At 44.7% G+C, this 26,143-nt stretch carries 24 protein-coding genes and 1 pseudogene; 13 read left to right on the top strand and 12 right to left on the bottom strand.

All coding sequences use genetic code 11. The features are described from left to right. Positions 1–192 precede the first annotated feature (192 nt). The 6 genes from L5M10_RS00935 to L5M10_RS00910 all read left to right on the top strand — a co-directional run bounded on the left by L5M10_RS00935 (position 193) and on the right by L5M10_RS00910 (position 10,626). Positions 193–1,140, top strand: coding sequence for a LysR family transcriptional regulator (locus L5M10_RS00935; protein ID WP_028761657.1), 948 nt, complete (start codon positions 193–195; stop codon positions 1,138–1,140). A gap of 309 nt (positions 1,141–1,449) precedes the next feature. Further along, positions 1,450–2,658: a NupC/NupG family nucleoside CNT transporter gene (locus L5M10_RS00930; protein WP_263254675.1), complete on the top strand. Its 1,209-nt coding sequence runs from the start codon at positions 1,450–1,452 to the stop codon at positions 2,656–2,658. Positions 2,659–2,875: 217 nt separating this feature from the next. Continuing rightward, complete coding sequence (locus L5M10_RS00925; RefSeq protein WP_263146392.1) at positions 2,876–5,173, top strand: hypothetical protein; 2,298 nt, start codon at positions 2,876–2,878, stop codon at positions 5,171–5,173. A 9-nt stretch (positions 5,174–5,182) separates the two neighbouring features. After that, complete coding sequence (locus L5M10_RS00920) at positions 5,183–6,913, top strand: toxin-antitoxin system YwqK family antitoxin (RefSeq protein ID WP_263146395.1); 1,731 nt, start codon at positions 5,183–5,185, stop codon at positions 6,911–6,913. 159 nt (positions 6,914–7,072) lie between these two features. After that, positions 7,073–9,385 carry a toxin-antitoxin system YwqK family antitoxin gene (locus tag L5M10_RS00915; protein ID WP_263146397.1) on the top strand — a complete coding sequence of 771 codons (2,313 nt, stop codon included), beginning with the start codon at positions 7,073–7,075 and terminating at the stop codon, positions 9,383–9,385. Positions 9,386–9,528: 143 nt separating this feature from the next. Further along, the gene (locus L5M10_RS00910) at positions 9,529–10,626 is read left to right on the top strand and encodes a calcium:proton antiporter (protein WP_025008445.1); all 1,098 of its coding nucleotides are present in this window, start codon (positions 9,529–9,531) and stop codon (positions 10,624–10,626) included. A gap of 29 nt (positions 10,627–10,655) precedes the next feature. Here the strand turns inward: L5M10_RS00910 and L5M10_RS00905 are convergent, their stop codons facing one another. The 5 genes and pseudogenes from L5M10_RS00905 to L5M10_RS00885 all read right to left on the bottom strand — a co-directional run bounded on the left by L5M10_RS00905 (position 10,656) and on the right by L5M10_RS00885 (position 14,915). Next, positions 10,656–11,561 (bottom strand): hypothetical protein, encoded by a 906-nt coding sequence (locus L5M10_RS00905; protein WP_249195546.1) that lies wholly within the window; start codon positions 11,559–11,561, stop codon positions 10,656–10,658. A gap of 164 nt (positions 11,562–11,725) precedes the next feature. Next, positions 11,726–12,694, bottom strand: coding sequence for a D-alanyl-D-alanine endopeptidase (gene pbpG, locus L5M10_RS00900; RefSeq protein ID WP_105251600.1), 969 nt, complete (start codon positions 12,692–12,694; stop codon positions 11,726–11,728). A gap of 396 nt (positions 12,695–13,090) precedes the next feature. Further along, positions 13,091–13,583, bottom strand: a pseudogene (locus L5M10_RS00895) (GNAT family N-acetyltransferase). 175 nt (positions 13,584–13,758) lie between these two features. Continuing rightward, positions 13,759–14,478: an LrgB family protein gene (locus L5M10_RS00890; RefSeq protein WP_263146600.1), complete on the bottom strand. Its 720-nt coding sequence runs from the start codon at positions 14,476–14,478 to the stop codon at positions 13,759–13,761. Between the two features lie 2 nt (positions 14,479–14,480). After that, the gene (locus tag L5M10_RS00885) at positions 14,481–14,915 is read right to left on the bottom strand and encodes a CidA/LrgA family protein (protein WP_028761649.1); all 435 of its coding nucleotides are present in this window, start codon (positions 14,913–14,915) and stop codon (positions 14,481–14,483) included. Positions 14,916–15,037: 122 nt separating this feature from the next. Here L5M10_RS00885 and L5M10_RS00880 point away from each other — a divergent pair, with 122 nt between their 5' ends. After that, positions 15,038–15,928 (top strand): LysR family transcriptional regulator, encoded by an 891-nt coding sequence (locus L5M10_RS00880; RefSeq protein WP_113938996.1) that lies wholly within the window; start codon positions 15,038–15,040, stop codon positions 15,926–15,928. Positions 15,929–15,936: 8 nt separating this feature from the next. Here the strand turns inward: L5M10_RS00880 and L5M10_RS00875 are convergent, their stop codons facing one another. Continuing rightward, entirely contained in the window at positions 15,937–16,755 is an 819-nt protein-coding gene (locus L5M10_RS00875; protein ID WP_263146402.1) for a hypothetical protein, read from the bottom strand. A 433-nt stretch (positions 16,756–17,188) separates the two neighbouring features. Between L5M10_RS00875 and L5M10_RS00870 the strand changes: the two genes are divergently transcribed. Genes L5M10_RS00870 through L5M10_RS00860 form a run of 3 tightly spaced genes read left to right on the top strand, consistent with a single transcriptional unit; the run spans position 17,189 to position 19,329 of the window. Further along, positions 17,189–17,923, top strand: coding sequence for a basic amino acid ABC transporter substrate-binding protein (locus tag L5M10_RS00870; protein WP_011847627.1), 735 nt, complete (start codon positions 17,189–17,191; stop codon positions 17,921–17,923). A 7-nt stretch (positions 17,924–17,930) separates the two neighbouring features. Next, positions 17,931–18,611 carry an amino acid ABC transporter permease gene (locus L5M10_RS00865; RefSeq protein ID WP_263146404.1) on the top strand — a complete coding sequence of 227 codons (681 nt, stop codon included), beginning with the start codon at positions 17,931–17,933 and terminating at the stop codon, positions 18,609–18,611. Then, on the top strand, positions 18,604–19,329 hold the full coding sequence (locus tag L5M10_RS00860) for an amino acid ABC transporter ATP-binding protein (protein ID WP_106649618.1): 726 nt from the start codon (positions 18,604–18,606) through the stop codon (positions 19,327–19,329). The genes L5M10_RS00865 and L5M10_RS00860 overlap by 8 nt, the downstream gene beginning before the upstream one ends. Before the next feature lie 485 nt (positions 19,330–19,814). Here the strand turns inward: L5M10_RS00860 and L5M10_RS00855 are convergent, their stop codons facing one another. The 4 genes from L5M10_RS00855 to L5M10_RS00840 form a co-directional block, all read right to left on the bottom strand. Further along, positions 19,815–20,552, bottom strand: a complete 738-nt coding sequence (locus L5M10_RS00855) for a hypothetical protein (protein ID WP_263146406.1) — start codon at positions 20,550–20,552, stop codon at positions 19,815–19,817. Positions 20,553–20,673: 121 nt separating this feature from the next. Further along, on the bottom strand, positions 20,674–20,961 hold the full coding sequence (locus L5M10_RS00850) for a hypothetical protein (RefSeq protein ID WP_105251593.1): 288 nt from the start codon (positions 20,959–20,961) through the stop codon (positions 20,674–20,676). A gap of 210 nt (positions 20,962–21,171) precedes the next feature. Continuing rightward, positions 21,172–21,522, bottom strand: a complete 351-nt coding sequence (locus L5M10_RS00845) for a DUF6547 family protein (RefSeq protein ID WP_263146409.1) — start codon at positions 21,520–21,522, stop codon at positions 21,172–21,174. Between the two features lie 77 nt (positions 21,523–21,599). After that, positions 21,600–21,965: a VOC family protein gene (locus tag L5M10_RS00840; protein ID WP_263146411.1), complete on the bottom strand. Its 366-nt coding sequence runs from the start codon at positions 21,963–21,965 to the stop codon at positions 21,600–21,602. A 162-nt stretch (positions 21,966–22,127) separates the two neighbouring features. On the opposite strand from L5M10_RS00840, the gene L5M10_RS00835 reads away from it, so the two are divergent. The 3 genes from L5M10_RS00835 (at position 22,128) to L5M10_RS00825 (ending at position 24,827) form a co-directional block, all read left to right on the top strand. Continuing rightward, positions 22,128–22,781 carry an oxygen-insensitive NAD(P)H-dependent nitroreductase NfsB gene (locus L5M10_RS00835; protein WP_028761757.1) on the top strand — a complete coding sequence of 218 codons (654 nt, stop codon included), beginning with the start codon at positions 22,128–22,130 and terminating at the stop codon, positions 22,779–22,781. 333 nt (positions 22,782–23,114) lie between these two features. Next, positions 23,115–23,759 carry a DNA-J related domain-containing protein gene (locus L5M10_RS00830; protein ID WP_131524261.1) on the top strand — a complete coding sequence of 215 codons (645 nt, stop codon included), beginning with the start codon at positions 23,115–23,117 and terminating at the stop codon, positions 23,757–23,759. A gap of 312 nt (positions 23,760–24,071) precedes the next feature. Further along, the gene (locus L5M10_RS00825) at positions 24,072–24,827 is read left to right on the top strand and encodes a thiol:disulfide interchange protein DsbA/DsbL (RefSeq protein ID WP_263146414.1); all 756 of its coding nucleotides are present in this window, start codon (positions 24,072–24,074) and stop codon (positions 24,825–24,827) included. A 106-nt stretch (positions 24,828–24,933) separates the two neighbouring features. Here the strand turns inward: L5M10_RS00825 and L5M10_RS00820 are convergent, their stop codons facing one another. Next, positions 24,934–25,461 carry a cytochrome b/b6 domain-containing protein gene (locus L5M10_RS00820; protein WP_263146602.1) on the bottom strand — a complete coding sequence of 176 codons (528 nt, stop codon included), beginning with the start codon at positions 25,459–25,461 and terminating at the stop codon, positions 24,934–24,936. Positions 25,462–25,568: 107 nt separating this feature from the next. Continuing rightward, the gene (hemG, locus tag L5M10_RS00815; protein WP_028761755.1) at positions 25,569–26,090 is read right to left on the bottom strand and encodes a menaquinone-dependent protoporphyrinogen IX dehydrogenase; all 522 of its coding nucleotides are present in this window, start codon (positions 26,088–26,090) and stop codon (positions 25,569–25,571) included. Between the last annotated feature and the right edge of the window lie 53 nt (positions 26,091–26,143).

Here is a 26,143-nt window from a genome sequence, read left to right as displayed (position 1 = left end):
TAACACGTCTTCCCTAGCTTGTGGGTGTTAAGATTTAACTCAAGAGTAAAGTAAGAATCGCACTTAGGGCAACTGACTTTAACGTTTGCCGTTTGGTAAGTTTGTTTTGAAATAGCACACGATCGGCACAAACGGCTGTCGGTTAGGGCAAGGCTAGCTTAAAATAGCGATTTAGATTCTAGAGGGCCTAGCGTGATACAACATAGAGCTAGCCAGATGGTGATATTCCACACTCTGGTGACCAGTGGTAGTTTTACCCAAGCGGCGGCCAAGTTAAAAACCTCGACTTCCTATGTCAGCAAGCAGCTTGGCGCACTGGAAGCCGAGCTGAACTTGCTGTTAGTGCAGCGCACTACTCGCACCTTAGTGCTAACCGACGCGGGCCAACAGTTTGCCCATTACTGTGAGCAAGTGTTTGAAGCGACGCAAAATGCCGATGCGATTATGCTAGATGCCCGCGATGACATTAGCGGTACGATTCGTCTCGGTTCCTCCCAGTCCTTCGGCACCTTACACATCATCCCCGCACTGGAAGTGTTGCAGCAAAAATACCCCGAATTGCGATTTGAGCTAAGCCTGTTCGACCATAAAGCCGACATGCTAGAAGAAGGCCTGGATCTGTGGATCACTAACCATGAACAGCTGAACGAAGGTTATATCGCCCAGCACCTTGCCGAGACTAACTTTGTGGTGGTCGCCTCTCCCGATTATTTACTCAAGCATGGCGTGCCACACCATCCACAGGCGTTAGCGCAACATAATTGCGTTATCTATCAAAGCAAGAGCCGTAATTATGATCGCTGGAGTTTTGCTAAGGATGACCTAGAACAAACCGTGCATGTGGCGGGGAATTACCGTGTCGATTTAGCCGAAGCCGTGCGCAATGCGGTGATTGCCGGGCGCGGCATAGGCTATGTGGCCACGTATTTACTCAGTGATGAGTTTCAAAGCGGAAAACTGATCCAGCTCTTACCCGATTGGAAACCACTGCAACAGATGCCCGTCTATGTGGTTTACCCGAGGCGGCGCCATTTACCGACTAAGTACAAGGTGATAATCGAGTGTTTAAAGTCCCATATCGGCCACCCGCCCTACTGGGATAAAAAGCTCAAACCTTGGTTAGGTAAGACAGTCACTTAAACTGCAGCCACTTAAGCTACTGTCATTTAAGCAACAGTCACTTAAGCTGCATTTCAAAAAAGTACTGACTACGACACCAGCCTAAAGTCGTCTGTGGCGTGATTTCGATTATTGCCACAGGCACAAATATTATTTCCTCTGGGCAACAGTAGCTAAAATAGCTTTTATTCTCCTGCATAAACAGCAACTTAAACTGTTGCTATTTTCGACTATTTTACCGTAACAGCCCAGTAACGCCCTCGACTTGCCCTTACTGCGACTCGGCCTACAATGCGCGGCTTCTTCCTTAACTCAAAAGAATAACCCCTTATGATCGCGATATTAGGCATGATTAGTATCTTGTTTTTTGCTTGGTTACTGTCAGTGAACCGCAAGAATATTCCCTACCGCACTGTGATTTTAGCCCTAGGCTTACAAATTATATTCGCCCTGTTAGTGCTCTACGTTCCTGCGGGTAAGGCCGTATTGCAGTCTGTTACGGCGGGCGTGTCGAGCGTGATAGCCTATGGCAACGAAGGAATTGGTTTCCTGTTTGGGGATCTCGCCACGGGTAAAGTCGGCTTCGTATTTGCAATCAATGTGTTAGGTATCATCATCTTTTTCTCGGCACTGATTTCGGCCTTATACCATATTGGGTTAATGCCTAAGGTGATCAACATTATTGGTGGTGGTCTTCAGCGTTTACTGGGCACGGGCCGCGCCGAGTCTTTATCTGCCACGGCAAACATCTTCGTCGGCATGATTGAAGCGCCGCTGGTGATCAAACCCTATTTAAAGCACATGAGCGATTCGCAATTCTTCGCGGTCATGAGCTGTGGTTTAGCCTCTGTCGCGGGCGGTACCTTAGTCGGATATGCCGCTTTAGGTGTCGATCTCAACTATTTGATCGCCGCGGCCTTTATGTCCGCACCCGCGGGTCTGTTGATGGCAAAAATCCTCATGCCGCCTAGCGACAATGACAAAAATAGTGCCGATGAAATTACCTCAGTCGAACTGCCACGCGCCACCAATGTGGTTGAAGCCTTAGCCGATGGTGCTATGTCTGGCATGCGGATTTCTGTCGGGATTGGTGCCACTCTACTGGCCTTTGTCAGTGTTATCGCCCTACTGAATGGCATGTTAGGCGCTGTGGGTGAATGGTTCGGTTACCAGTTAAGCTTCGAATTTTTACTCGGTTATCTATTCGCCCCTATGGCGTGGCTGCAGGGTATTCCTTGGCATGAGGCCATTACTGCAGGCTCACTCATTGGCCAAAAAATCGTAGTGAATGAATTTGTAGCCTTCATCCAGTTAATGAAAGTCGAAGACCAACTGAGCGCCCATTCTCAGGCCGTTGTGACTTTTGCCCTGTGTGGTTTTGCGAACATTTCAACCATGGCGATTTTGATCGGTGGGCTGGGTAGCATGGTGCCAGAGCGCCGCGAATTTATCGCCCGTAATGGTTTTCGCGCCATTGCCGCTGGCGTATTCGCTAACCTCATGAGTGCGGCAATCGCCAGCGTGATCCTCTCGCTGTAATCCATCAGCTTGGGCTTTTTTAGGCACTCATCTCACCATTGAGTTAACCACTAAGTTAGCCACTCTCGCGCAGCAAAGCCGCGATCAACACAAACCCAAATCAAGCAAGCTTGGTTTGGGTTTTCTTTTATGCCTCAGATATTTTTTGTGTATAATGTCGCCAGAAAAAGATTAATGAGTTTACATTTCAATAACATGCGTAGCCAAAGGAGTACGAATGGCCATAGTGAAATACAAGGCAGTTAACGCCGCAATCACACTGACAATGGCAGGTATAACACTCTTGTTAACCGCCTGCGATAACTCAACGTCACCCTCCAATTCAGTTAATACCAACATACCCACAGAGCGTGAATATCAGATTATCTCCACAATAAACCTCAATGATGGCTTTGAAACCCGCAAAGTGCTGCAGGCACGACTGCTGCTGGATTACCAATTACAGAATGCAGAGGGTAAGGCGACCAGCTTAACAACGCCGTTAACCCATAACGCCCGTTTTTTTATCCAACCTAATATGCTGCAAATTAGCGATTATGGCATGCCGATTCCGGTGAGTAATATCGACCCTAAAGGTAACTCTAATGAAATCTTTCAGTTGGTTAAAGATGGCTTTAATGTGGAATTTAACAATGGTGAAGTCCGCCAACTGACTCCCATTGCCAAGATGGATCAAAAAGATATCAAAGAATTATTTGACCACTGGGTGAATCTTAATAGCTTGTTTAAACAGGCTCCAACCTTACCCGTGGCGCTAGAGCCTAAGGTCGGTTATAGCATTAGCGCCCCCATGGACGCACGCCTAACTTGGACGGTTGAGGGAGTGACCGAAGATAAGTTATTTGCGGTAGTACAAGGTGAGAAAGACAACTTTAAGGCCTATGGCAAGTTCGAGCTTAACCGCAAAACCGGTTGGTTAGAGAGCATGGCGTTTTTTCAACAAGAAGTGCAGCAAGGCAGTACTCTCACCCGCCGCATCGCCATGGCGCCCAAGGATAGCCCTTATATTATGAGCATGCTTTGGCATGCCGACGCTCGCTACGATGCGGAGCGTGATATAGATGATCTGCAAAAAGAGCTCTACCCGATTAGCGATGTTCCGCGGGAATATAAAGCCCATGATAAGGACTTTATAAAATCCTTATTAGCTGATCAGCAAGGTATTCTTGATAATATTGGCCCATGGGGCGCTGACACGCCAGAAGTTCTGCAATTGCGCTTTGTGCATAATATGAGCCCGCGATATGTGGTTGCTAATGTGAATTATGAAGACTTAGCCGCCTTTGATGCCAGCGGAAATCCGATAGACATTCACTTCTGGCAGCACAGCAGAGGTGTGGCGATGAATTTCAACCGCTCGATTGAGTCTTCGGTGGATCTTATCGCCACAGGCTGGGACAACACCGCCAATAAACTCAAACTGATAGACCATATCACCGCCAAGCTGACCCTTATCCCCGAAAGCAATAAGATAGTCGAAAAGTCGTGGGATGAACTGGTCGCGAATCCTTACGCCTTCGGCGATGCGAGCCTCACCATTCAGGTGCTCGACGCCAAGGCAAAGCTATTTAAAGTCGTAACAAAGCAGAGTAACACTCAAAACATTAACCTTCCTTTTCAGCAATTTAAAGGAAAGATGGCCGAAGCCCGTCGCGATGGTGATTATCCCCAATGGTTAACAGTGACGGATAAGGAACTACTGGGGGAATTAATCGGTGTCGATGATCCTCATCACCTTAGCACCCGCGCCCTGTTACTTAAGCTAGATGAAATCCCTAAAACCGTTGTAATCGTAGAGAACCAGCCACAGCCGGAGTTAAGCCAAACCAAGAACATCCGCTTTGTGACCTTTACCGACTACAACCAAAATCTGGCCAATCCCTTAAGCGAGTTTGGCGATTCGAGCCTCAATAACTTCCTCTATCAAGATCTTGAGCCATCAAACGCCGAAATCAGTGCGATCCAAGGGATAAAACCTGAGACTGAAAATGGCCATAATCTGTATATTCCTATGTCAGCCGCATTAGCGAGTGCCTGTAAACCTGAAATAGAACAAGGTTTTAAAGAGGGGAAACACGAAGTCACTTGGCTGTTTGAGCATAATGCCCCAAACGGACCAGCCTATACCCTGATGACGCCCGACCGCGAGCGGCAGTTTTTCTACGATAAACACATCCAAGGAAAAATCCATTGCCAAGGTGATATCAGTTGGCAACCCTTAGAGCAGGCCGCGAATCCACGTCCTTGGTTAATCGATTTACAAGCTTGGCTAACAAAAACCGGTTATGGTGACGAGCCGAGTAAAGATCTTAAGAACTACTTTAAAGTCGAAGATGCCCAAGGCAATCTGTTAACCATTCGACTCCCTGAAAATACTGAGCAGCGGATTAACGAGGCGCTGGTCGATGGCCGCTATTTGAGTGTTGCGGGCCCTGCCGCTAAGGTGAGTTATATGACGCTCTCTCAAAACCCCGTCGACATCCCCTATGAATTCGCCTTTAAACCTTTGCCATAAGGAGCAGTTATGCGTCTATTTATATTAAAACTGCTCCTTGGAGCATTCGTACTTATCAGTGCTAATGCCAGTGCAGACAGTGTGCTACTCGATGCCCATTGGAAGGTTGTCAAAGATGAAAAACAGGCTCAATACTATCTAAAACAATCGACCGAAGTGATCGACGGCAATTATAAGGCTGAGGTTTATTACAAAAACAACGATATGCTTTTTTGCGCCAGTGCCCTCGCCGATAACAAAATCGGTAAAACCCTCACAAGCGAACAATTCCGCGGTGCTTATCAATGTTACTTTGAGGATGGCAAGCCGTACGAGCAAGGCTTTCGCAATGGGCAAGGTCAACTTCATGGCTTGCTAAAAAAATACATTGCCACCGGCCAATTGTATGTTGAATCCCACTATGAAAATGGTGTGAAGCAAGGCCTAGAAACTGCTTATTGGAATGGCGGCAATATCCGTTACAAAGTGAACTTTCAAAAAGGCAAAGAAGTCGGCATCAGCGAACATTTTAGTCCTGAGGGCGAAGTTACCGCAAAAATCTGCAATGACCCGACCTGTGTGAGCCAATATTTTAATCTTGGCAAACTCAACCGCGAAACACATCGCGTTGATGGCCTATTGCATGGCACTGAGACAACTTGGGGCCTGAATGGGCAAGTCATCTCGACCCAAGAGTTCGTTAAAGACAAAAGGCAAGGTGACTATTTTGAATATTTTGACAATGGCAAAGTCGAGCGTCACTACCAATATCAAGCTGACTATCAGGTCGGTGAGCAACTGACTTATTATGAAAATGGTCAGATCAAATTAAAGGAAGTGACCAACGATAAAGGGGATGCCCTCCAATCCATCGAATACGATGAGCAAGGGCAAATAAAAAAAACCACCGACAGCAAATACCAAGGTAATCGCTGGGTTTATCGTAAGCAGCAGCGCTTTAGCAAGGGCCAACTGATTGAGAGCACAGAAAACGACATACTCAAAAACTGGTCACTCAGCGAAGACTACCAGCAAGGCGAGTTAGTGAGTCGCAGCGAGGAACTCGATAAAAAATTGACTGGCTTACATATTAAATCCTTCGACCAAACTGATGTAAACACCGTTTCCCGCGAGTATTTTAACGAGGGCAAGCGTGAAGGCCCCTATGAAATGGTGAAAATCGACCATAAAACCGGTAAGCGTTGGGTGGCCGAGCAAGGTCAATATTCCAATGACAAGCCCACAGGCAAATGGAAGAAGCAGCAAGAGGATACCAGCCTCACCTTTAGCTATGATGACAATGGTGAACTCCATGGCGAGTTTCGTAATGAGACAAGTTCAGGGCAATTACTTGAATTAATCAACTTTAACCATGGCAACCCCGAAGGATTAGTACAACGCTACGCCACGAACGGCCAATTGTATGAAAAGGGCGAATACCGCAATGGGCAGCAGGATGGCGACTGGGTGTACACCCATGGTGAGTTCGGTTTTAACCCAAGGCCAAATCCTGAGAGACACTATTGGTACGGCCGCTTCGACCAAGGTAAACAAGTCGGCCACTGGGAACTGCGTAATACCGAAGACTATGTGCTTGAAATAGCTAATTATGACGAGCAGGGCAGGCTTCATGGTAAACAATACGAATTTAGGGATAATGGCTGGATAGAAGTGATCAATAGCTTCCATCATGGCGAGTTTTTAAATCGGGAAATACCGCCGCCGGTGATTACCTCGGACCATGTTTTCCCTATTTTTTAGCCTAAGCATATTCGCTTAATCGATTAACTTAACCCTTGGCGCTGTGCACTGTATATAAGTGCACAGCCCGATAAATAAACTCAACAGCAAAAAATTAGGATTCTTGTATAGGCTGCAAACCGCGCGGCCTTAAGACCCAGAACAGAGCAAGGAATCAGCATGTTCAATACGTCATTTCACTTTATCAGCCTCGCGATTGCGGGAGCCAGCTTAACCAGTGTCCATGTACAAGCAGCGCAAAATCTCTCCTCCATGATGGTAGAAATCCGCCAACAGGACGGAATTCCTAGCTATTACAATCTCGCCACTGGCATGCCCTTAAATGGCGATATCGCCATAGTGCGCGACAACCAAGGCTATACCTTAGGGCAGTTTTCCGAGGGGATCCCTAATGGTAAATGGCAAGTATTTCATACCAATAACAGCAAGCTAGTCGAAGGAAACTATCAGCAGGGTTATCAAGATGGCACTTGGCATATGTTCGATTTGAGCGGCGCCGTTACTGAGGAACAGCAATTTGCCAAAGGCGTGCCCACGGGCGAATGGAAGGAATACAACAGCAGCGGCCATCTCAGCCAAACGACGCGCTATAAAGACGGTAAAAAGGAGCAAGTAAAACGTTTCTATAACAGTGGCAAACTGCAAGCCCAAGAAAGCTACCTCGATAACCTGCGCCACGGGAAATGGGAAAGTTTCTATGAAAACGGTACCTTGTCCCAAAGCCAGAGCTATGCGAACAACCAACTCTCAGGTTCTTATTTAGAACAAAATCCCAATGGACAAGCCACAGTGACGGGCCGCTTCGATGCAGAAGGCCGTCGCCAAGGAGCATGGGAAACCTTTTTCGATGACGGGACTAAATCGAGCAGCAGCCAGTTTAATCTCAATCTGCTCGAGGGTGAAGAACGGACATTTTACCCCAATGGTGAACTCGCCAGCCGCTGTCAATATAGCGCTGGGCAACGCCAAGGGAAATGCCAGCAATATAATGATGCAGGTAAATTACAAGTTGAAGAACAGTATGTTAATGGTGCATTAGACGGGCCACAGCAATATTTTAATGCCGAGGGCATTCTCACCAGTGCTCTCAACTATAAACAGGATCAACTCGCCGGTACGCAAAAATATTTCCACAACAACGGCCAACTTAAAGAATTACGTAACTACCAAGACTCAAAGCAGGCTGACAATGGCCAATACCCGCTTCATGGACCATCGGAGCGTTATGATGCCGAAGGTCATCTGCTCGAAAAAAGCCACTACGACATGGGAATTAAGGATGGCCAATTTGAGCGCTATCACGCTGGCAAGCTGCAATCCTCCGAGCAATGGCGACAAGGGCAGCGTCACGGTGAATCACGCCGTTACCACAACAATGGCAAGCTGCGGACGCTAGATCAATACGTTGAAGGTAAACCAACAGGGAAATCAGAAACCTATTTTGACGACGGCACAGTGAGTGAGCGCGGCGAACGTATCGATGGCCAATGGGTCGGAAAATATGAGTCATTTTACGATAACGGTAAACCTCGGGAAATATCTCACTACGCACGGGATAAAAAAGACAATGCCAGTCGTTACCCTCTTGATGGCCATTTCGCCCGCTGGTATGCCAATGGTGATCCCAATGAAGAAGGCACATATCAAAACGGCAATAAAGAAGGCCTATGGATACAGTACAGCGAAGGCCTGAAACAACGGGAGCAAACCTTCGCCAATGGCAAACTTAATGGTAACTATGCAGAGTATTACCACGGACGCCGCCGTGTGACAGGGGAGTATCTGGACGACCAAAAAACCGGTCTATGGACGGATTATCGCTACGAAGAAAAAGACCCTACCTATGGCACAATCCCCGAGGGAAATATCCAGCAAAAAAGCCATTGGCAGGAAAACAAGCGCCATGGAATTCGAGAGTTTTACAGCTTTAAGCAAGTGGTTTACCGCTCAGAAACCTATGATAACAATGATAAAACTGGCCCGTATGCCGAGTACTATCCCAACAATGGCCAGCTAAAACTTAGCGGTGCTATGGATAAAGGTAATCAAACTGGATTGTGGGAAAGCTGGTTTGAGGATGGGATGCAAGCTGCTAGCACTGAGTTTTTAGAGGGTCAAAGCCATGGCCAAACGAAAGAATATTACAGTAACGGCCAACTCAAATTAGAGGCAATTTATGCTAAGGGTTCGCTTGATGGTCAAGTTAAGCAATATCACCAGAACGGTAAGCCAGAACTCGTTGAAACCTGGGTGAAAGGCCAAAAAGAAGGCGATGCCAGCTATTACCACAACAATGGCAAGTTAGCCGAACAAGGCACTTATCTTAGGGATCGCAGGGAAGGCCTATGGCAAAGTTTTTGGCCTAATGGTGAAAAACGCACTGAAGGCAGTTATCTCAGCGATCGAGAATCAGGGGATTGGAATCATTATGATCAACTCGGCAAGCTGATTAAAACAGAACACCATGGCTAGCTTAAAAATGGGGTTTTAGATTAAAAAGCGATCTAGTTCAAACATTTATCCTTAACTCCAAATCTAAAGGAAGTTTCATGCAAAGTGTGCCATAACCAGTGTCTATACTAACGGCCTTTTTTTTCGTTTAGGACAAATTGCCTATGAAGACATTTATGAAAGACGAGTTAGCCCTGCTACTGGGAATACTGACCTTAGTATTCTTTAAAACCGGTGGCGATAGCTTACTCGCCGATGGCACCGCCCTCTCGACCTATATTCCCGTTTCACTCGCCCTATTGGGTGTAGTGACTTGGGCCATTTTCTCTGTGGTACGCCACTCAGATGCACTAGCGATTAAGCTTGGCGATCCCTATGGCACCTTAATCTTAACTTTATCGGTCATTTCACTCGAAGTAGTGATGATCTCCTCCGTGATGCTGACCGGAGAACCCAACCCTGTCATGGCACGCGACACTATGTTCGCCGTCGTCATGTTGATCATCAATGGCTTAGTGGGCTTTACATTATTACTTGGCGGCTGGCGTTACCATACCCAGCATTTCAATTTAGATGGCGTAAAATCCTATCTCGTGGCGATTATTCCCCTCGCCCTACTCTGTTTAGTACTGCCCAATTTTACCGAAGGTGGCACTATTGGCGGCATGTCTAAAGCCATGTCTTGGATGCTGATCATTATTTCGATTCTGCTCTATGGCGTCTTTTTAGTGGTACAGACGAAGAGCCACAGCCATTTCTTTGTCGATGCCGATCATGAAGACCATGAGGAACACCACGGCATACTGCGCAGTAATGCTTACCATACGATTCTATTAATTGGCTACTTACTCGTAGTCATTTTGCTGGCAAAAACCTTAGCTATGCCCATCAATTACAGCGTAGCAACCCTAGGCGCTCCACAGGCATTAGGGGGCTTTATTGTGGCCTGCTTGATTTTATCCCCCGAAGCTGTGGGAGGCTTTAAGGCCGCGTTAAACAATCAATTACAGCGGGCGATGAATCTGTATTTTGGCTCAGTGCTCGCGACGATTGCACTCACAGTCCCCGCGGTATTAATTATTGGCAGCGTGATAGATCAAGAAGTCCATTTAGGCCTGTCACCCGCCGACATGGTGCTGTTAATTACCAGTTTAATGGTCTGTAAGGTAAGCTTTAGCAGCGGTCGCACCAATGCATTGCACGGCGCGACTCATATAGTCTTGTTTATCGTTTACTTGTTCTTAATGTTTGAACATGCCTAAACTTTATTAAATCCAAGGCCGAGCGTGATTTATTTGCGTCTCGGCTTTACGCTTTTCTCATCCAGATTGACCCGCAGTAAGAGTACAAACCAGACTAAAGCGCCAACAACAAACCAGATAAAAATCCACACTAACTTATAGCCATTACGAGCCTCAAATGGTTCAAATTTGGGCATAAAAATCGTTTGATGTTCAGCTTGATAAAGCGGACTTTTTTGTGCGGCGCTGAGCAACTCTGAACGAAGAGAGGATGGGGCTAATCGTTCAAGGTAAACAAAACTCTGGGGATCCAACTCATTGAACTCATTTAGGGATTTAGCCAAAAACGCTTTGAATTGCGCTTCTTTCTCATTGGGTTCAAGTCGATTACTGATCTCCTGCTGATAAACTTTACCATACCAAGCGAGGGCCTTAGCATGCCAACTGTCTGCACGCTCTGCAAAAATAGGCATAGCGATATACAGCGCCATATTTAAGTGACTACTATGTTTACCTGTAACCTCTAGGCTTCGCTGCAAACCAATTTGCGTCTTATCAATATAAGATTGCTGAAACTGATAATACTGAGTATTTTTATGGAGATACAATTCTTGTATCGATGCTAATTGCGTTAACTTCCCCGTGGTAGTCTTGAGATATTCCTGCGCAACGATGCAAGGAACAGCCATTAATTGCACCGCGATCAATAAATAGAAAAAGCGCGAATTATCTTTAACAAACTTGAGTCGTTTTAGCCTAGGCCTGATATAAATGATCGACAATAGCCAAGACAGTATCTGCGGCAGCCACAAATTAACGATATCTTCATCTAGGCTAAAAAACTCAAGGTTAACCAACAACAGCCAATGGACAAAACTGTAACCAGAAACAAATAACAGGCTGAGAAATAAGAAGGGAAAATAGATAAGTTGAATTTTTTTTAAAAATACATCCACACAAATGTCATCCTTGAGAACATAAAATAACGACTATGGTACGCTCAAATCCATCATAAATTTATCAAAATTGAGTAGAAACTCAAAGCGTTAAAACATAAAGGCCAGATTGATTGCTCATCTGGCCTTTATGTTTGTACTTTTATAGAGCTGCAACCGAGAAACTAGGTCTCACTCAACTTAGCTAATTGCTGCTGGCTACGTTGTTTCTTGTATTGCTTAGCTTCAGCAGGAATAGGAGTGACTTTGCCAGTCTCTAGCCAGTTACGTAAACGGTTAGCATCCGCAATATGAGTATATTTGCCGTAAGCATCGAGCACGACAAATGCCACTTGGCGTTTTGCCATTTCAGTACGCATCACAAGGCAGTGCCCTGCTGCATTCGTAAAGCCTGTTTTGGTTAGATGAATATCCCAGTTATCTTTATAAACCAAACGATTGGTATTACGAAAATCTAAACTGTATCTTGGGTTGGCAAAGGTAACCGTCTTCTTCTCGGTCGAACTCAGCTGGCCTAGCATAGGGTACTTTTCACTGGCCTTAAGTAATACAATCAGATCACTGGCACTCGAAACGTTTTTATAGGATAAACCTGTAGGTTCAACATAGCGGGTATTTTTCATTCCCAGCGCTTTTGCTTTGGCATTCATCGCCTTAATAAAAGCTTTATGACCACCGGGATAATGATGTGCAAGACTTGCAGCGGCACGGTTTTCTGATGACATCAAGGTCAGTAATAACATTTCTTTACGGCTGATTTCACTGCCGATACGAACTCGAGAATAAACACCTTTCATTTCTTTGGTATCACGGATGTTTACCGCAAGCTTTTGCTCCATAGGTAACTTTGCATCCAGCACCACCATAGCTGTCATCAACTTAGTGACAGATGCAATTGACATTACTGCATTAGGATTATTGGAATAAAGCACTTCATTGGTTTTTAAGTCCACGACTATCGCACTACGTCCTGCAATTTCTTGCTTTAATGGTGCTTGCTTCGTTTTTGCTGTCGATTGAGTTTTGGTGCTTTTATATGCGACAGAGGCCGAATCGGCTGAATGCGCTGTCGTGGCAACGGTGAGACTGCTGCACGCAAGAATAAAACTACTGAGCAGAAAACGGATCTTCATATAGATTTCACTGAATAGATAAGGGATCGATTGTGCTATGGCACAGGTTTTGGCTAAGTATAGGAGTTCTACAGTGAAAGAAATAGAATGCAATTAGACTTTTATCAGTAAGATCAGCACTTTCTTCTCAATTTTTTTATGTAACACCAGCTTAACCTGTTACCAATCAGGAACAATAAAGCATCTAGGCCTAGGCTCTTCAATTACAGTAGAGACAAAGTCTTAGAAATAGGCTTTTTTCAGTAGAATAATTTGAAATAAAAATAATGGGCGACTTTTTGCACTTTTAACAAAAGTCCCTGTACAACAGTGGTTTCAAGCATCTAAATACGTCATTTTAGCCGAATGAAAGCGTTAACATACGCCCTAAAATGTCACGTTATAGCATCTTATCCGCTAGCGTAAGACAAATTCGAGTAAAGCTTCAGTATCTTCACACTCTTGTATCAGTTGGTCTGTCAGCACAAAACCGTGTCTGAGCAGCACTCGCTGTGAAGCTAAATTATGTTTAGCCACATGGGCAAAGAGGGGTCTTAAACTGACTAAAGGCAAAAATTGCGCTAAGGTCTGTGTCGCGATACCTTTGCCCCAATATTCACGGTCAATCCAATACCCTATAAGCGCTTGTCCATCACTTTGCCAATGCCCAATATTGCCCACAAACTTGCCATCGACCACTATCGCCCTTGGCAATACATTTACTTGTCCCAGAATATTTTGATGCCAATGTTTAAAAAAATGCTTCTCGATCCCGAGGAGGAAATTGAGCAAGCTGGTTAGCAATGGGATCGCTTTGATGCACAAAAATAGCTTCAAGATCACTTTCAATAATCTGGCGTAAACTCACGCTGTATTGCGTGTTTGGCTGTTTATCTGACTTACTAGACATAGGTATCACCATTAATACTATGTATTTCAACTTGGTACAGCATGCCACATTTTATGAAGGTAAGCTCAAAAAAAAAGCGCATAACCGAGAAGGAGTTAGCGCTCGAAGAGGCAAATTCGCCGAAATTGAGGTGTGTAAATTCAAGCCATAAAACTCACACGATAGCATTCAAAGCCTAGATAAAAATCAATGCAAAAACGGGTGCGCCTAACACCATAGCGATACCAATAAAAATCATAGTCAAACTGGCGATAACGCCCTCTTGCTTGCCGATTTCATTGGCTTTTGCTGCGCCCGCACCATGGGCAGATGCGCCTAGAGCAACACCTTTACCTAACGAAGTACGAATACGCATAAATTTAAATAAGGGATCACACACCAAGATGCCAATGACGCCTGTAATTAACACCATCATGGCAGTCAACTCAGGCACGCCGCCAAAGGCACTGGTCGCCTCCATCGCAAAAGGAGTCGACACCGAACGTACCAGCAAACTCTTAGACAATTCCACCGGCAAGGGCACAAACTTCACCAACAGCCAAGAAGACATCATCCCCAGAAACAATCCGGCCGTTACACCTAACCCTATCGTCAGCGGATACTGGCGGATCAAGTTACGCTCACGATAAATCGGCAAAGCAAAGGCGATAGTTGCTGGCGCTAACATGGCCATTAACCAATGGGTGTATTCAAAATAGGTTGGCAGCGGGATTTTAAGATTAAACACCAATAAGGTAATCACTATTGGCGCTAACACTATGGGCGCTAACCACCAGACTCTATGGTACTTATAGAGACGCTTGGCGCCGAAGTAACAGAATATGGTCAGCAATAAGCTGAATAAGGCTAATCCCGTCTGCGACAACACAAAATCCACCACTCTTGAGTCAGTCATCATTAAGCCGCCTTAGCGTGGCGACGGGCTTGCTTTTTGATGTTCAGTTGGCGCTCAAAACGAAACACTCTATCGACCACAAAGCCTGTACCAAACATCACACACACACTGCCCATCACTAAAGTGAACAATATATTGGTGCCGTATTGCTCAAACAAACCTTCGTACTTAATAACGGATATCACTGGCGGGATGAAAAACAGCAATAACTCACCAATCAACCAAGCGGCGCCCAGTTGCACTGCATTTTCAGGAATGAGTTTAAAACCTAATAAAAATAAGAGTATGCCTAAGCCAATCACACTCCCTGGAATAGGAGAATGTGCCCAAGTGGCGAACCAGTGACATGCGAAGGACAGTAAACAGAAGAGGCCGATTTGGCTTAATAACAAAGCCCAATGTCGACACTGACGTATTGCGGCTTGTGGGAATGACATGATTTTCTCGGTTAGAACAAAGTTTTCTATAGGGCTATTCTAGGCTTGCCTATTTGATAAAAAAAATGAATATTAAGAATGTAATGCATGAATTTTAAGAATACATTTTAAGGTGAACCTTAATGGACCTCAAAGTTATCCGCTATTTTATCGAAATCGTCGATGCTGGAGGCTTCGGTAAAGCCAGCGAAAAAGTCCATCTCACCCAACCTGCACTATCAAAAGCCGTACGCCAATTGGAAGAGGAGCTAGACCTCATCTTACTCGAACGCGGTAAACGCGGCACCCAAGTCAAACTCACGCCCGCGGGCGAAGTTGTTTATCGACATGGCAAAGAGTTACTCGCTGGCCGACAACGCATGCTCGCTGAACTCACGGCCCAACGCAGTTTAACCGCGGGCGAACTCAATCTCGGATTGGCTCCTCTAGGTAGTGCCGAAATTTTTGCCCCGATTATTGCCAAATATCGCCAGCAATATCCGCAGATAGAGATGCACTTACTCGTCCGTGGCGGTGTAGAGCAAACCGCGGCAATCCAAAAGGGCGAAATTGAACTGGCCACTGGGATTATTGATTTTGATGAGGGTTATGACGGCATACGTGTGTTTAACGATCCTATGGTAGTAGTGCTGCCTAAGGAAAATCCGTTATCCACCCGACAGATATTGTCGTTTAGCGATCTCAGCGCCGATCCTCAAGTGATGTTCGAAACCGAATACACTCTCTACCAATTAGTGCTCAATGCCTGCCGACACGCCGGATTTGTCCCTAAAAACATTACCCGCGTTAGCCAAGCCGATTTCGGGATTGCCTTAGTCGCCGCGGGCACAGGGGTTATGGTATTACCGCGCTCCATCGCGCGGCGCTACAGCGTGTCAGGCGTCGTAAATATCCCGCTGGCGAGTGACGAGCTGCGCTGGGAGTTATCCCTCTTTTGGCGCAAAGACCAAGTATTGTCCTTCGCGGCTCAAGCCATGATCGCCTTAGTCGAGAAGCACTTAACCCATAAATAACCCTATTCTTACCAAGGAACCACTAAGCTTAAACGCACTAGCGTATCGCTATCCCATGGCAGAATAGGCAAATACTCAGCCGAGTTAACATCGACTTTGGCATAGTGGTCTAAATTGTATTGCGTGTGCTCAGCACTCAGCATTAACACGCTATTAGGCCGCCAAAAATCGGTTTGGTAACTCAGCTCAAAGCGATATTGATTCTCTAACCATTGGTCTTCGTCTTGCCAGGTTTGTGCGGCCACTTGCATATGTAGCTTAGGCGTCACATTAGCCCCTACACTTCCCATAAAGGTATAAGCAAACATACCATTCCCAAAATCGCCACGATCGTAACCTCGAGTTCTAGGCACATCGTCATCGATTTCGAGATAGTAATAACCCGCACCCGCCTTGAACTGAGCCTGTAATTGTTGCCCATCAAAGTTAGCTGTCAGCCCAGGAAATACCTTAGCTTGTTTCTCAACCGAGCTAACGGTATTACGCTTTCCCTGTAAATCGAACTGCCAACCGAATGAAAACGCGGGATTAACACGATAAAGTTCACCGCTCGCGGCATAGGCAGACTTAAACCACACAGGGATGTGGTCAGGGTCGAGTTTATCGACATCTACGTCTATATAGGCATCCAGCGCCGCCGTCAGCAAAATATCGCTTTGGGTTTTATGTTCTAACAATAGACTCGCATTCACCCCTAAGGTGTGAGAATCCTCGACCACAAAATCATGGCTGCCTAAGCTGTAATGCCACTGAGTTTGCTCTTCGGCCTGCAGTGCACTCGATAAGCACAGGGCTAAGCACACTAATGCTGAGTTGAGATAGTTCACTTTTGACTCCTGAAACATCGTTTCTAGCTTGATAATCAAATCAGCCAGAGGATTAAACTGCATAAAATAGGAATAACACCAACTAAGGTTGCCGTTAAAGAGCGGCTAAACTAGCCAATTTAATCAAAAAATAATAGGCGATAGTTCAAATTATGACACTCTCATTGAGAAGCCGCTAATAAACACCACAGAAGTATAGATAGCCAAAAAACTAACAGTAACAATAGTTACAGACCAAAGCACAATAATTCAACCCAGAAAAAACAACTTACACACAAATTTGTACAGGAAAGCAGCGCCCCTCAATCTTGCGACTGAAAACTGCAAAATAGAAATGAATTTTTAATCAAATTAACAGCATAATTATTGACACTTAATGCTCATCTGCCTATAGTCGCCACACTGATAGTGAAATCGAACAAGAGAGTCTTAAATGAAAAAGTCCATGTTATTAGGCGGCCTGACCTTAACTGCCACCTTGTTGTTAGCTGGATGCGGAAAAAGCGATGACGTGTTAGTCGTTGGCACCAATGCCGCCTTCCCTCCTTTTGAATATGTTGGCGGCCAAAGTGGCGATGAAATCAAAGGCTTTGATATCGATCTGGCCAAGCAAATCGCTAAAGATGCGGGCAAGACGCTGAAAGTCGAAAACATGAAATTCGATTCACTGATCGTCGCGCTTAATTCAGGCAAGATTGATTTTATCGCCTCAGGTATGACGATTACCGCTGAACGTCAAGCAAACGTAAACTTCTCTGAGCCTTACTACGAAGCGACTCAAGTCGTACTAGTCAACAAAGATAACGATAGTATTCATACGCTTGAAGATATTAAAGGCAAACACTTTGCGGTGCAGTTAGGCACCACCGCTGACATTATGTCGAAAAAATACACCCAAAATATCACCGCCTTTAATACGGGTTTCGAAGCCATTATGGAGCTTAAAAATTCAAAGGTAGATTTAGTGTTATTCGACAGCGAACCTGCCGCTAACTATCTGGCTAAAAATCCTGAATTAAAGATGATCAAACTGGATTTTCCTGCTGAGTTTTATGGTTTCGCCGTGTCGAAAGAGCAGCCTGAACTGTTGGCGAGCATCAATAAAACACTGGCTAACATGAAAGCTGACGGCCAATATCAGACGCTCGTTTCTGCCCATATAAAGTGATATCAGCATGATAGACGCAATTAATACCTCGCTGTTTAGCCCGATTGGCGAAGATGGCATGATAGGCATACTGCTGATATTAAATGGTTTGAAAGTGACATTAATCGTCACTTTCTTCGCCATGTTATTAGGCGCAGTGTTAGGCATTGGCACCACCTTTATGAAGATGTCGTCTAGGTGGTATATCCGCTTCCCCGCCAATCTTTATGTCGGTGTGATCCGTGGCACCCCAGTAGTTGTGCAATTAGTGATCCTTTACTTCATCGTGCTTTCAGCCTTAGATGTCGATAAGATCACCGCCGCTATTATCGCTTTTGGTCTCAATAGCGGCGCGTATATTTCTGAGATAATCCGCGCGGGGATTCAAGCCGTTGATAAAGGTCAAACCGAAGCGGCACGTTCACTTGGCTTGTCCCAAGCAATGACCATGAAGTCGATTATTCTGCCCCAAGCGATTAAGAATATTCTGCCCGCACTTGGTAATGAATTTATCGTGCTCCTCAAGGAAACCGCCGTCATTGGCTTTATCGGTGGTGTTGACCTTATGCGCGCCGGTGAAATCATCCGTAGCCGTACCTTCGAGGACAGTGTGCCCTTATTTACCTGCGCCCTTATTTACCTATTCCTGACCTACAGCTTCACATTTGTGCTGTCGAAATTTGAAAAGAGGTTGAAACAAAGTGATTAAAATAACCAACCTGCATAAAAACTTCGGCGATAACCAAGTGCTCAAGGGCATTAGCGAGCATATTCGTCAGGGTGAAGTGGTGAGCGTGATCGGCCCAAGTGGCAGTGGCAAGAGTACCTTTTTACGTTGTATTAATCTGTTAGAGCAGCCAAGCCAAGGCGATATCGAGATTGAAGGTCAATTGATCACAGCGCCAAACGCCTGCGTAGATAAACTGCGGCAAAAAGTGGGCATGGTGTTCCAAAACTTTAACTTGTTCCCCCATAAAACCGTCATCCAAAACATCACCTTAGCGCCCATCAGCCTAAAACTGATGACGCCAGCTCAAGCCGAGACCAAAGCCCTCGACCTACTGGCACAGGTTGGTTTAAGTGACAAAGCCAATGCCTACCCCGCCAGTTTATCAGGCGGCCAAAAGCAAAGGGTCGCCATTGCCCGCGCATTGGCCATGGAACCAGACTTGATGCTGTTCGATGAGCCAACATCGGCACTCGATCCTGAAATGGTCGGTGATGTATTAGACGTGATGAAAGATTTAGCGCTAAAGGGCATGACCATGGTCATTGTCACCCACGAAATGGGGTTCGCACGGGATGTATCCGATCGAGTGATCTTTATGGACGGCGGTTATGTGGTCGAATCTAGCCCACCCGATGAGCTATTCACTCACCCGAAAGAAGCCCGTACCCAAGCGTTTTTAAGCAAGGTACTGCGCTAGCTTAAGCAGCTTAAGTCCTTTCCCTCATGCTCACTGCAGTGACTTTAATAAGTGCCTGCAGTGAGTAAATGATTCAAATTAGGATCCTAACATTCAACGTTTATGACAAAGACTAAATTAAACAAGTCAGGATACAATCATCTTTCACAACACCATAAAAATTATGCCTTTGAATTAATAGGTATTGAACAAAAGCTAAATAGCCGTTTATCTGTTCAGGGAGTTTATTGTCATTGTGTCTCCAGCGACACGCCGTGAATATGTCCTTATAGGCTCGACGGCGACATCCATGTCGCCAACGGTCACTGGTGCCCCAATGCCAATTTTAACTACCAGTTTTGCTATATATACGTAAAAAGCTAGTAGACATAAATGGGTTAGAATTCTTGCTCTAATCTATGATTTTCGGATTAAATTTTCTATGGATTAACGCCGCGCTCTAGGACAAACCGAAGCGCAGCGTAGATTTGTCACAGAGCGCCTTGTTATGCGCTTGCCGCTTCACTTAAATCAATCTCCATTGGAATCTGATATGAATTTGTGTAAAGGCTAGCTTTAAATGATGCCCTCGGCGTGATCAAGACTTTTCCATCTTTTACTGAAATTGTACCGACCAGAGGAAATATATCCGATGGTCCCTTAAGATCAACAAACCTTTTAGTGAAAGTAGTACCTGTTTTGTGGTTAATGTATTTTACAAGCCCATGAGATGCTTCGCCATTTGGGCGCAATTTATATGAAACCAGAACCGAATATGACTTAGTATGTTTTGCCTTAACCGGAAGCTCGACCGCAGAACCAAATCTTTCCACCTCGTTTGAAGCAAGCTTGATTTTTTCGGTTTTTTCTATGCTCAACTTACAAAGGTGCTCAAGACACTCAAAGGTACTGCGAATTACAAATTGTTCAAGTTCGGACTCATTTAATGATTTTAATTTCTCAAAATTTACACCACAGTCTATATACCTAAGCCACTTTTCTGGTGTTCTATCGGAAAAAACCATCGTGCCTTCTGGAATAGCATTTGTGTAGTTTACATATAGGTGATCGAATTCTCCGAGGGATAATCCATTTTCACCAAGTATTGTGGCTATGCGAGCACCCCAGTAATGAAGCAGCTTAGGAAATTTGAAAAATCTAGAACAACTCGAAGGTAGACTCTTACCTGTCTCATATAGGGAGTCGCTAGCGTAATACCTAATATCTATTAATGCTTTTTCCATTTATATATCCGCTCTCTCTTCACGCATAGCCGCAAACAGCTGCTTTGTATTGGATTGTTTTGCGGTAGCGTAGCAAAACAAGGAACGAAAAAGCCATCAGGCTGGTTTGCATTGTTATGTGTTACTCACAGAATGGACAAAATAAGTTGTTCATGAAGTCTAGTGGATCAATATTGGAGCTAGGTAGTAGAACCGTAACTCTACCGTGCTTTTGACATTCTATTTCTTGGAAGCCACCTTCTGCTTTTAAAGTACTTATTTCCAGATCGCTCCAGCCGCACCAAGGGCAACATTTTATCTCAGCTTCAGTGATAGCAGCTATTTCCTGCTCCCAGTTACACTCTCCGCAATGGACTTTGCGAATCGTTCTGGCTTCTGTGAGGTTTATTACTTTGGGTCTTTCGATCATTAAGATTCCCTTACACATAACGTTGGGTATAAGCGGATCCGCGTTAGCGAATAATAAATCAAGCCATCCATTTTAAACCAACAACATAATGCACTTTTGGTTTGCCTTCAACCAGCGATGACTTTGTTAAGTAACTGAAATCATTAAGCTGTGTGCTAGGCTATATGCAGGGTGAACACTGGAAGCGAGATATTCCGATAATACCTATTCTTACTCCCAATTATCCCCTTCTCGGCGACAAACATAGTCATAGTAAAGGGTGGAACCAAAGGGCTGAAATTCCATCTCAATGCCGTTTTCGTAATACTGACCATTTTCGCAGTCCATTCTGTCATTAAGTCGTACTAAGGCATCATGAATACCACCATGTCTAGCATTAATAAGCATCTTGACGAGAGTCTCTCTTTGCTGGACAGTTAGTGACGTTAAGAACTCATTTATTTCTGAATTTTCCTGCCTGTTTGGATAGCTCCCTTCTTGCAAGACCCATTTTTCAAATACTCCATCATGTAACTGAGCAAACTCGTCAACAAAGCTTTTCCACAATTCAACTGAACTCATTTTTTCTCCTGAAAGCATAACGCAGTGCCCATGCGCGTAAACTTGTAAATGCCGCAGGCCTCGAATGCCTCACTCTGTTATATATCTGCTGCTTCATTAAACAAAATCCTGTTTGAAAACGGATCTGTTACAGTAAAGCAACGATCGCCCCAAGGCGCATCTTCAATACTAGGTTTGTTGTATTTATATGGCTTAGAAGTCACATGAGCAAATAATTTATCAAGTTCACTCACATTCACAAAAACCTTACAGCCAGGAGTACAGTCGCCTGAATGTTCACTCAAGTGCAAAACAAAATTGCCAAGTGAAACTTGTATATAAATCGGGTAGCCATCCTCAAAGCGATGTTCCCAATCTAATTCCATCCCCAGAAAGCCAAGGTAAAACTCTTTGGCTTTATCTTCATCAAAGATCCGCATAATTGGGATTGTCTGAAACTTCATGCCATCTACTCCATCACACATAAGCTTTGTCTAGTACGCATAAGCACCCAGTTTCAAATTTTTTTTGAAACTAATACCTGCCTTGATCACATTGTTTTTTACTTAAACCTGCTTAAAATGCTGCCATTGAATTTGTATTCCTTAATGATTTGGAGCCGTTACATGAGTGATTTAAGTTTCTTCGCCAAAAAGCGCTACACCACTAAGGCCTTTGATCCAACTAAGACGATTCCTGCGGATAAAATAGCAGAAATCAAAACCTTATTGCAGTACAGCCCATCATCGACTAACTCACAGCCTTGGCATTTTGTGTTAGCGAGTACGGCGGAAGGTAAAGCGTTAGTTGCCCAAGCGACCGAAAACTATGCGTTTAATACCCAAAAAATTCTCGATGCTTCCCATGTACTCGTACTCTGTGCTCGTGCTCAATTAGATGAAGCACACTTACTGCAAGTACTCGAGCAAGAAGCAAAGGATGGCCGTTTTGCTAATGAAGAAGCCAAGCAAGGCCAACATAATGGCCGCTCTTTCTTCGCTAATATGCATAAATTTGAGCTGAAAGATGCCCAGCATTGGATGGAAAAACAAGTCTACTTAGCACTTGGCACTTTAATGCTCGGTGCAAGTGTATTAGATATTGATGCGTGTCCGATCGAAGGTTTTGATGCCACTAAAATGAATCAAGTCCTAGGCTTAAGAGAGCAAGGTCTATGTGCCTGCGTGGTTGTCGCCTTGGGTTATCACTCAGAAAATGATTTCAACGCTAAATTGCCTAAGTCTCGCTTAGATCAAGAAGTGATCTTCACCGAAATCTAGTCCTTCACTCTATGTAAAAATAAGCATGCCCTTGATTTTATGTGATATAAACAAGGGCATCATGTCTAAAGCTAGCCCTCTCTTAACTACCTTCCCCTAAAACCTAACTGCTGTTAACGGCTTATTTACGCCGAGAAACCATCTAAAGTAGGAGTCAACCATCACGGTATTGCTCTAAAATTCATCTTTGCCTACACTTTGGCTCTGTGGCATAGTTTGCGGCTCAACTTAGTGAATGATCATTTATCATCGCCTTTCGAGTCATCTTTGTTGCAGCACAGCGGTTTTATCGGCGCATTGGTAACACTCACAATTTAGGATGGGACAGTCAGTATGTTATTTGCCAAACCCTCACTCACTGAAGAATCTCAATCGATTCGAGTTGCAAACACTAAGGGCGATAACCCACTGATTTGGCCGTTGCTTACGGTTTTACAAGCTTCAAATCAAAGTTGGAAAATCCATCACTTAGCCACTGAATTACAAACCCAAGGGCTGATCCACCAGCTTGATGAAAATCCGGGTAACGATTTATTCAAACGTAACTTCCTACTGATGAACGCCCTGTTTGAGCTACAAGAAATATTACTGCCCAAGCAATGGCTGCAAGTCAAAGCCATGGAAATTCAAATCTTCCGCTTAGTACCATCAAACGTTAACCTGCTGATAATGCAAGATACTTCCCTGCGTGAGTATTACCTCGATTGGAATAACTACGACACCAGCGAAAACGTAGTACGAGAATTACTTGAGGCATTCTGGAGCAATTATAAGAGCTATATTGGCTTAAATATCAATCTGATGAACAAAGGTAACGCGCTGCGAGTTTTCGAATTAGACGAGAGTGCTACCGCCCGTGATATCCGCAAGCAATGGCGTCGTTTAGCACTCAAATGGCACCCAGACAGACCCGATGGCGATGCGGCGCGTTTTCGCGAGGTGTGCGAAGCTTGGCAGTCGCTTAGGGATATTGCGTAAGAATTTAGCCAGTGATGATGCAGAACGGGGCTTTAATCAACATGCACCGACTTAGCGATGCGATCCTATCTACAGTCCTGCCAAATCTAAGGTAAAACTTCCATTGAGATCACAGATTTAGCCTACTAGCTTCATGCCAATTCAGTCATAATTAAGCCTTTCCATTTAACCTGAACCTATGTGTCAACGCTGCCATTTTGGCTAGCTTAACTCCTAGGTTGAAGCTCACTCTATCTCTTATGTTGACCGTTGAATATCAACGATAACAACGACTGACATTGTGAATTCAATCCCACCGAATTTGAGGAAACTATGATTAAACAATTAGCCTTGGCTGTAACCTTTGCGATTGCACCATTGAGCACCTTTGCCGCCAATTTTGTTGAAGGCACACATTACACTCAAATCTCGACCAAAGCGCCTAGCAGCGAACCAAAACTCACTGAATTCTATTCATTTTATTGCCATAACTGCTTCAATATGGAAACCAACTATTTGCCTGATATCAAGGCGAACCTCAACAAACAGATAAGTTTCGACAATAAGCATGTCGACTTTATGAATAGCGACATTGGCACCGAAGTGATGCGTTCATTAGCCGTGATCCAAAGCGTTGATAACAAAGACGCCTTAACCCATGCCATGTTTACCGCAATCCAAGGTGCAGAGGGCGCAAACGGCCACGATCATAGTGCACCTGGCCATCAGCACGAGCCGCAAATTAACAGCCGTGATGACATCAAAAAAGTCTTCGCCCAATTTGGTGTCGATGCTGCTAAATACGATGAATTAGCCAATAGCAAAAGCACTAATGAAAAGCTTTCCCTGTGGCGCACCCAGCAGAATGAATTCAAAATCGACAGCGTACCCGCCTTTATCGTGAACGATAAATATGCAGTAAATTTAAACAGTATCAAAACCTTAGATGAGTTAATTGGGTTAATTAACTACCTTGCAGTTGAGAAAGATGCCGCCCCCGCTAAAACCTCATCGGGTGGCAGTCTAGGCTGGTTATTTCTAGTCTTCACCGCCGCAATTGGTGTGACCCGTCAGCAACGTCTTAGCTAATTCAAAACAATCGTTGAAATAAAAAATGGCCACCAAATTAGGAGGCCATTTTTATACGTGTTCAATCCAAGTGATTGGTATAAGCGCTCGATATGGGTTCTGAAGTTTATTGCCGAATAAAATCAATAATATGGCTCGCAGCCAAGACGAGATGTAGGATCAAGAAACCAATAAAAGCCTGCGCAAAGACTTGATGATAACCACGCCATGCCAGTGTTGTTGGCGTCCCTTGAACGATAAACCAAACGAGGCCCGTAACCCCTGTAGCCACCAGCAACAGCATGCCAAGACCTTCTATGGCACTAAACAGCCCTTTGCCACCAGCGACGGGGAATTTGCCTTTAGCAAGTCCAACAATATCTTGCTTTAACTGTGCCCAATCGCCCGCCAACCAGCCAAAGTATTGGTGCCACTTGCCACGCAAGGTATTGCTGAGTAAGAAAAGAATCCCAAGCACAGTGCACACTAAACCTAAATATACATGCAAATAATCCCAAAAACTGGCGTTATCGGGTATCCGTCGGCCCATAAAAATCCACGGACTGGAACACACGAGTAAGATAGTCGACACGACAATCCACACATGCAGTTGCGCCATAATGACTCGGCACAAGGAGCGAAGTTTAGTCATCATACTGATCATATTTAATGCTCCTTTGCCCTTGTGACTAAGGCATACATACAGCTTGCAGGGCGCGAATAGAATAGGGCTAAATGAAGCACCGAAATTTGATATCAAGCTTAAGCGCTGTGGATCTGCTCACCAAACTCAGTCACTTTCTGCCAATCCGTGTATTCAACATTGGTAACAGGGTCAGTAGGTCCTTTAGTTAACCACATGATGAAACGGATAATATTTCTATCTAAAGCGTTATAGCCTTGGTAATTCAAGTTCCCCCCAAAAACGCGCAACAATTGTGGCCGCCAAGTGGTTTTACTTAAAAATGCCTGCATGTAAGGATTGGTCTCTGGGGTGTTTTTCTCGGGTTTACGTGCCACTAAGCTGACAGAGAAAAAACCACTGACCTTATCCGTCAATACGGCTTGATGCTTTTCAATAAACTCGTACAAACTTGGGTTATGTTTACCATGGCGAATACTGGCACCTATGATGATTTTGTCGAACTCAGTGAGCACTGGAGCGGCCTTGATATCGGCAGTAACCACTTCATTACCCAAAGCCATTAACTGCTGTGCGAGCTTTTTAGCAATCTTTTGGGTTTGGCCGTGAACACTAGAGTAAATGATAAGAATTCTTTTCAATTTAGCCTCGATTAATCCCAAGCAAAATAACAATAAGCAGCCTAGAAAAGACG

The sequence above is a fragment of the Shewanella sp. SM32 genome (assembly GCF_025654235.1).
Classification (GTDB): domain Bacteria; phylum Pseudomonadota; class Gammaproteobacteria; order Enterobacterales; family Shewanellaceae; genus Shewanella; species Shewanella oncorhynchi.
This window is presented reverse-complemented; position numbering and strand designations above follow the sequence as displayed.